This is a genomic window from Archangium sp. (assembly GCF_036388035.1).
GTDB lineage: Bacteria > Myxococcota > Myxococcia > Myxococcales > Myxococcaceae > Archangium.
On the sequence record NZ_DASVSO010000116.1, the window covers coordinates 1 to 7458 of the forward strand.

At 71.7% G+C, this 7458-nt stretch carries 7 protein-coding genes; 2 read left to right on the forward strand and 5 right to left on the reverse strand.

Translation table 11 applies throughout. The features are described 5' to 3' along the window. The 3 genes from VF697_RS05100 to VF697_RS05110 form a co-directional block, all read right to left on the reverse strand. Positions 1–1789 (reverse strand): PAS domain S-box protein (locus VF697_RS05100; protein WP_331092351.1); only part of this gene is annotated, 1789 nt, incomplete at its 3' end. Between the two features lie 224 nt (positions 1790–2013). Then, a complete protein-coding gene (locus tag VF697_RS05105) occupies positions 2014–3339 on the reverse strand; it encodes a DUF763 domain-containing protein (RefSeq protein WP_331092352.1) in 1326 nt (441 codons plus the stop codon). Between the two features lie 114 nt (positions 3340–3453). After that, positions 3454–3801, reverse strand: coding sequence for a hypothetical protein (locus tag VF697_RS05110; protein ID WP_331092353.1), 348 nt, complete (start codon positions 3799–3801; stop codon positions 3454–3456). A gap of 184 nt (positions 3802–3985) precedes the next feature. On the opposite strand from VF697_RS05110, the gene VF697_RS05115 reads away from it, so the two are divergent. After that, complete coding sequence (locus tag VF697_RS05115; RefSeq protein WP_331092354.1) at positions 3986–4987, forward strand: glycosyltransferase family 4 protein; 1002 nt, start codon at positions 3986–3988, stop codon at positions 4985–4987. Between the two features lie 13 nt (positions 4988–5000). Here VF697_RS05115 and VF697_RS05120 read toward each other — a convergent pair whose 3' ends face one another. Continuing rightward, positions 5001–5660 carry a helix-turn-helix domain-containing protein gene (locus tag VF697_RS05120; protein WP_331092355.1) on the reverse strand — a complete coding sequence of 220 codons (660 nt, stop codon included), beginning with the start codon at positions 5658–5660 and terminating at the stop codon, positions 5001–5003. Positions 5661–5760: 100 nt separating this feature from the next. Here VF697_RS05120 and VF697_RS05125 point away from each other — a divergent pair, with 100 nt between their 5' ends. Then, positions 5761–7137 (forward strand): carotenoid oxygenase family protein, encoded by a 1377-nt coding sequence (locus VF697_RS05125; RefSeq protein WP_331092356.1) that lies wholly within the window; start codon positions 5761–5763, stop codon positions 7135–7137. 5 nt (positions 7138–7142) lie between these two features. Here the strand turns inward: VF697_RS05125 and VF697_RS05130 are convergent. Beyond that, the coding region (locus VF697_RS05130; protein ID WP_331092357.1) for an alpha/beta hydrolase at positions 7143–7458 on the reverse strand (316 nt) is incomplete at its 5' end.

The window sequence follows — 7458 nt, forward strand, 5'->3', positions numbered from 1 at the left end:
CGAGGAACTGCTGCTCCAGCTTCTCGCGGCGCCGCGCCTCCTCCTTGGCCCGCCGCTCCTCCTCGAAGAGCCGGGCGCGCGCCAGGGCCTGGGCACACAATCGGCAGAGCGACTCCAGGTGCGCCATCTCCTGCTCACTGAAACGGCGAGGCGTGGAGAAGCTCAGTCCCAGCACCCCCACCACCCGGTCGCCGTCCTTGAGCGGCGTGCTCATCCAACACCGGCTCTGGCTCGTCTGGACGATCCGGGAGAACTCGGGCCACTCCCGCTCGAAGGAGTCCGAGCGCTGGACCCAGATGACCTCCCCTCGATGGACCGCCAGGGAGGAGGGCACGGGCTGGTGGAGCGAAACGAGGCTGTAGTCCCGGAGGGTGTTGTCGGGGTAGCCGAACTGGCTGAGCATGCGAAGCTGGTCGCCCTCCACCATGCTGACGGCGGCCGCGTAGGCCTCCAGGGACTTCAGCCCGTGCTCCACGAGCGCATTGCCCACCTCCCAGGGGGTGAGCGCGTGCGCGAAGGCGGCCGTGGTGGCCTGCAGCTCCGCGGCGCGCTGCTCGGCCTGCTTGTGCCCGGTGACGTCCAGGTAGGTGCCCAGGAAGCAGGTGGCCCGCCCCTCCGCGTTGAAGAGGACCCGGCCCCGCGCGACGAGCCACCGCAGCACCCCACCATCCTGGAGCCCCACCGTCCGGTACTCGGCCGCGAAGGTGCCCCCGTCCTCGCCGGCCAGCGCGCGCCGGACCGCCGCCGACACCCGCTCCCGGTCCTCCGGGTGCGTCGCCGCCCGCCACGTCTCCACGTCGATGGGCGCCTCTGGCGGCAGCCCGAACAGCTCCTTGGCGCGAGCGTCCCACTGGTGCCGCTGGGTGGCGATGTCGTAGCTCCACATGCCGAGCGAGGCGCCCTCGAGCGCCATGCGCAGCCGGGCCTCGCTGGACTCCAGCTCTCCCATGAGCTGCGTCAGCCGACGCTCGGCCTGCCGGCGCGCGGTGACGTCCACCACCAGCGTCACCCCCTGCTGGGGCTCGCCCTCGAACGCCGCCACGCCCCGGATGACATCCACCCGCGTGCCGTCCTGGCGCAGGTACTGCTTCTCACTGAGCGCACCCACGCCCCGGGCGCGCACCTCCGCGAGGCTGTGGCCATCCTGCTCCGCCCACTCCGGGGGCGTCATCCTCCGCCAGTCGAGTCGGCCCCGCGCCAGGTCCTCGCGCGTGTAGCCCACCATGGACAGGAAGGTGTCGTTGGCCTCCAGGATGGAGCCGCCCAGGTCCCAATAGAAGAGGCCCACCACGCCGGACTCGGTGAGCCGCCGCGCCTGGGCCTGCTCCTTGTCCAACTGGCGCTGGAGCCGGGCCTGCTCGGCCTGGGCCTCCTCGCGCTCGCGCTGCCGGGCCTGCTCCGCACGGCGCATGCGCACCAGGGCCCACGTCTGCGCCACCAGGTGCTTGGGCTCGATGGGCTGGGGGATGTAGCCGTCCGCCCCGTCCTCGAACAGCCGCGCCTCCAGCTCCTCGTCCTGCAGGAGCGCGGAGATGTAGAGCACGGGGATGGCGGCGGTGGCGGGAGAGGCCTTGAGCTGGTGGCAGACCTCGAAGCCACTCATGTCGGGCAGGCGCACGTCGAGCACCACCACGTCCGGCTGCAGGGCCGCCGCCGCGAGGGCCTCCTGGCCCGTCGACGCCTCCACCACGTCCATGCCCGCCATGCGCAGGGTCTTGGAGACGACGTACCGCTTGGCCTCCGAGTCGTCGACGACCAGGATCCGACCGTCCAGCCGGGGGGCGGACACAGGCGTGACTCTCGCCCTCCCTGGCTGGGAAGACGCCGGGTTACTGCTCGACACGATGAAGACTCCCTGACTCACCTGGGGGGGACAGGTGAAGGCAGAAGACGTTCTGTCATGAGCCACCCCGCCCCGTCCTGAAACCGCCCACGAGAGGTGTCGAACACCTTACTTGGAGCGATCACCGCTCCCCTGGCCGCGAGCCGATGGAGCGAGCAACGGCTCTTCCGCTACCCCGAGTGGCCGGCGGATCCACTGGGAGTGTCTTCTCCCAGGCCGGGCAGCTCGAGCTGGTCCCGGGGAGCGGAGGCGCGCCGCCAGCCGGGACGCCCCCGGGGCCGCCTCGGAGGTGCATCGGTGGGCAGCAACTCGCCCACGTCCTTCCACCCCTCCTCGACGAGCGCCTCGAAGGACGGGCCGGTGGCCACGGCCTCCAGCCGGCGCGCCTGCCGGTCCAGCTCGCGCAGGGCCTGGAGCTTCTCGTCATTGCCGAGCCGCGCCGCGTCCACCGCCGCGCGCAGCACGCGCAGGGTCTCATCGTAGACGTCGAGCCGCACCGGGAAGGGCTGCCGGTCCTTGCCGCCCTGGGCGAACGAGAAGCGCGCCGGGTCCGTGAAGCGCGAGGGCGAGCCGTGGATGACCTCGGCCACGCTGGCCAGCGCCGCCACGGTGCGAGCGCCCACGCCCGGGGTGAGGAGCAGCTCGGAGAAGTCCCTGGGGCCCTGCTCGGCCGCGGCCGCCAGCGTGCCGTGGAGCCGGCGCAGGAGGACATCGTCGCGCGTCACCTCCTCGTGCAGGGGCATCTGCAGGTGCGGCAGCGGCAGCGGCAGGGTGACGGGGGCCGGCGCCTGCTGGGGACGCAGCTTGCGCAGCGCGCCCACCACCACGTCCGGCCCCTGGGACACGAGCTCCACCTGCGCGGCGCGGGCCCGCGAGGCGCGCCGGTCCGTGAGGTTGAGGATGACGCCCTGGGACGGGCCCTCGATGGCGGCATGGGGCGCTTCCACGAAGCTGCCGAGGCCCTCGGAGAGCCAGTGGTAGCGCCGGGCCTGCCGCGCCTCGGGGTTCATCCCCTGCTGCACCACCGCCCACGCGTTGTCGTCCGAGAGGATGAGGCTGTGGGCATACAGCTCGAAGCCGTCCTGCACCGCGGCGCTGTCCACCTTGGCCGCGAGGCGGCTGGCGCGGATGAGCGCGTCGGCGTCGATGCCCACGCGGTCGCCGATGATGCGCAGCTCGTCGGGGGTGCGGCGCGCCTGCACGCCCTTGCCGCCCACCACGTACAGCCCGAGCTGGCGCCCGCCCGGCGTCAGCCCGCGCTTGAGCGCGCCGAGCACCGTGGTGGTGACGCCCGAGGAGTGCCAGTCCATGCCCATGACGGCGCCGAGCGACTGGAACCAGAAGGGGTGCGCGAGCCGGCGCAGCACCTCGTGTCGTCCGTACTGGAGGACGAGCGCCTCCACCAGCACGCGACTCATGCGCGCCATGCGCTCGGCGAGCCAGTCCGGCACGCGGCCCGAGTGGAGGGGAAGGTCTGCGCTGCCCGTACGGTCCATGATGACTCCGGAGGTAACCTCCTGGAGTCAACCTCGGACCTCGGGTCGTTCTTCACGTCGCGGACTGGCGCCCCTTGGGGCCGCTCGCCCCACGAGCGGCCATCCGGGCGGGGCTCATGGCCGGGGCCGGAGCGCCTGGGTCATCGTCGCCGAGGGCTGGGGCTCGGCCTTCTCCGCGCGCCGCATCCACGACACCACCCGGGCGGCCACGAGGTCCACGTCCTCGGGCGACAGCTGGCTCACCCGCCGCCCGTCGCGCCCGCGCTCCCCGGCCAGCGCCTGGCCCTCGGCCCGGCACGCCGACACCACCGTGTGGAGGGCGGAGACCTCCTGCCGCAGCTGCTCCACCTGCCAGGACTGCTCCTGCTGGCCCCGGCTCAGGCCGACGTAGAGCAGCACGGTGCTCGTGAACCAGAGGGACAGTCCCAGGAACCAGCCGCGAGGGAAGGAAGAAGGAGACATGTGCGCACCCAAGGTACCGGAGGTGGGAGAGGTGCGCGAAATACCGGCAGGACACTGACAAAAGGGCGCCAAGGGGTACCATTTACCCGCCACGGGGGTGCTAGGCACACCGGAAGTCGTCCGGATGACGGGAGGGCACGGGTGGGATAGAGACACCGGCGCTTTGACCGCAGGCCCCTCGCCCATGCCGCTCGTCGTCCATCCGCACTTCCACCGGCGCCGCACCGGCGTCACCGCTCACACCGAGCTGATCGTCCCCGAGCTCGCGCGCCTGATGGAGACCCGGGCGCTGGGCAAGCACCTGGCGGCGGACGTGCCGCGGATACCGTGGGGCGAGCTGTGGCGGCGCATCCGCGAGGAGCCGGTGGTCTGGCACGCGCACCGCAACAACGAGCTGCTCTTCGGCTTCCTGCTGAGGCTGATGGGGAAGCAGGTGCGGCTGGTGTACACGCGCCACGGCCCCTACGCGCCGAGCTGGTTCACCCGCTTCATCGCCCGCTATGCCGAGCAGCTCGTCACGCTCAACCCGCAGGGCGCGGAGTGGATGGGGATTCCGTCCCAGATTGTCACGCACGGGGTGGACCTGGGCCGCTTCGTGCCGCCGGAGGACCGGGCGGCGGCGTGGAGGTCCCTGGGAGTGGGCGGGCGCTACGGGGTGGGCGTGGTGGGCCGGGTGCGCCCCAACAAGGGCCAGGGCGACTTCGTGGAGGCCATCCGCCCGCTGCTGCGCGACTTCCCCGAGTGGAAGCCGGTGCTGGTGGGGCTGGCCAAGGGCAAGGACGTGGCGTGGGCGGAGAAGCTGCGCGAGTCCACGGAGGGGCAGCTGGTGCTGGCGGGAGAGCACAAGAACGTGGTGCCCTGGTACCAGGGGATGAGCATCCTGGTGCACCCCTCGTACGGCGAGGCCTTCTCGATGGTGCTGGTGGAAGCGATGGCGAGCGGCTGCTGCCCGGTGGTGACGCGGCTGCCGCACGTGCCGGCCGTCATCGAGCACGGGCGCACGGGCTTCATGTACGAGCCCGGGGACGTGCCGTCGCTGCGCGAGCTGCTCACGATGCTCTTCCGCGAGCCCGAGCGGGCGCGGCAGGTGGGGCTCAACGCCGCGGAGGAGGCACGCCAGCGCTTCGGCGTGGCGCACGAGGCGCGGGCGCTCGCCGGGGTGTACCAGTCCGCGCTGAACGACTGACCTGACCGGTGGCTCAGGCTCCGTGGGTGCGCGAGGCTTTGCTCCGGCGCGACGTGGCCGGGACGTCCTCCCCGGTTACCGCCCGGGCAATCCGCTCCGCGTCCGCGGTGGTGATGCCGAGCGAGGCGAAAGCGCCGCTGACGAAGAGGCTGGCCACGCCCAGCGCCAGGGCACGACCTCGCAGCTGCTCCATCAGTGGATGTGAAGCAGGGAGGGCGGCGCCAGAGCGGACCAACTCCGCCAGGTCCGTCCAGAACGTCTCCATCGACCCCTTGAGGGCCTCCGGCGCATCGACATCCGGCGGCGCCGACGCGTAGTCGATGTGCGCGGGATCGGTCGCGATGCGGTGGAGGGCCGGGTTCTCCGCCGCCCAGCGGATGTAGGCCACTCCCGAGAGACGGAACGCCTCGCGCGGCTCGGTACTCCCCTCCGCCGCCGCGACGAGCGCCTCGCCCAGTCGCCGGTTGCCCTCCACGGCGAGCGCGCGCAACAGCGCCTGGCGGTCCGCGAAGTGCTTGTAGGGGGCGGCGGAGGACACGCCGACGCGGCGGCCGACCTCGGCCACGGTGAGCGCTTCCACGCCTTCCTCGTGGATGAGCTCGATGCTCGCCTCCAACAGTGCGCGCTTGAGGTCCCCGTGGTGGTAGGGGCGCGTTCGTGTCTTTCGGGTCATGCGTTCACCAGCTGGAAGCGGAAACGAAGTTCGTTGCAAAGTAAGTGAGACTCACTTACTTTGGTTCCAGGTGCAGGTCCACCCTTTCGCGGAGCAGTCGATGAGCACCCAGAACGCCGTGAGCCCCCTGTTGCGGTCCCTCTCGCGACCCCATGGCTTCGAGCCTCTGCGGGTCGAGGGTCGGCTTCCCGAGTCGCTGCGAGGCACGCTCTTCCGTGCCGGACCGGGCCTCTTCGAGCGCTTCGGCGCGAGCCTCTCGCACGCGTTCGAGGCGGACGGAGCGGTCACGGCGGTGCGCTTCGACGGCCGGGGGGCGCAGGGCGCCTGCCGTATCGTCGAGAGCGCCGGCTACCGCGCGGAGGAGGCGGCGGGGCGGTTCCTCTTCAACTCGGCGGCCCCGTGGCTGGATCGCATGCGCGCCGCGCGCAAGGGCTCGGCGAAGACCACGGGGAACACCTCGACCTTCTTGTGGCAGGACCGGCTCTTCGCGCTGATGGAGGGCGGACTGTTGCAGGAGATGGACCCGGGCACGCTGGACACGCTCGAGGCCACCGACCTGGGCGTGGTTGCGAGCGCCTTCTCCGCGCACCCGCACCGCGTGGCCTCGCTCCGGACGACCTTCAACTTCGGAGTGCGCTACGGCCCGAAGATGAACATCGACCTCTACGCGCTGCCGGATGAGGGACCCGCCTCGAAGCTCGGCACGATCGAAGCGCCCTGGCAGGGCATGCTGCACGACTTCATCGCGACCGAGCGGCACCTCATCCTCTTCCTGGGACCGGTGAAGCTGAATCTCCTGCGCGCCATGCTCGGCCTCGCTGACTTCACCAGGCTCTTCCAGTGGAGGCCCGAGCTCGGGGCGCGGCTCATCGTCGTCCCCCTGGATGACATCCATGCGCCACGCACCTTCGAGCTCGATGCCTTCTGGACCTGGCACTTCGCGAACGCCTTCGAGGAAGGCGACGGTCCGTGCGTCGATCTGTGCCGCTACCCCGAGTTCACGCTCGGCGACATCGGCCAGCTCGAAGAGAAAGGGCCGCCCCCGCTGCTCACGCGCCTGCACCTGGACCTGAAGACCGGAAGGACGCGGGAGACGAGGCTCTTCGACGTCCCCTGCGAGTTCCCCCAGCTGCACCCGCGGGTGCACGGGGCGCGGCACGGCACCGTCTTCGCGCAGACCGAGCGCCGGAGCGCGGACCGGAGGTACCCGGGGGTGACGCGCATCGAGCTCGAACGTGGGGGCAGCGCGGAGTGGTCCCTGCCGGCCGGCCATGTGCCGAGCGAGCCCGTGCTCGTGCCGCGCGGGGAGGCGGAGGACGACGCCTTCGTGCTCGACCTCGTCTACGATGGGACGAGCGACCATTCCTACGTCGCGGTCCTGGATGGGCAGCACCTCGAGGACGGTCCCGTGGCGACCGTCCACTTCGACCACGCCATCCCCGCCACGTTCCACGGCGGCTTCTCCGCCGCACGCTGAGGCAGTCACCTCGAGAGGAAGTCGCGGACCGCCGCGGCGTATTTCCCGGGCTCCTCCATGTCCGGGAAGTGCGCGCTCCGCTCGAACAAGACGAGCCGCGCGCGCGGCATCACCCGCGTCAGGTCCCGGGCCGGATCCACTCCGACGTTGCGGTCGTACAGGCCGACCAGCACCAGCGCCGGCACGTCGAGGCCCCGGACGCGCAGGGCGAGCGGCTCGGGGTTGCGCTGCTTCGCGAGCGCCCGGGCCATGTCCCCCGTGTTGACCAGCCCGCTCTGCTTCCACATCTCCCGGTTGCGCCGGGCGGCCTCCGGCTCCTCG

Coding starts and splice junctions, on each gene's coding strand:
- VF697_RS05105 (WP_331092352.1), bottom strand. CDS start 3,339: ATGGACCGTACGGGCAGCGCAGACCTTCCCCTCCACTCGGGCCGCGTG.
- VF697_RS05110 (WP_331092353.1), bottom strand. CDS start 3,801: ATGTCTCCTTCTTCCTTCCCTCGCGGCTGGTTCCTGGGACTGTCCCTC.
- VF697_RS05115 (WP_331092354.1), top strand. CDS start 3,986: ATGCCGCTCGTCGTCCATCCGCACTTCCACCGGCGCCGCACCGGCGTC.
- VF697_RS05120 (WP_331092355.1), bottom strand. CDS start 5,660: ATGACCCGAAAGACACGAACGCGCCCCTACCACCACGGGGACCTCAAG.
- VF697_RS05125 (WP_331092356.1), top strand. CDS start 5,761: ATGAGCACCCAGAACGCCGTGAGCCCCCTGTTGCGGTCCCTCTCGCGA.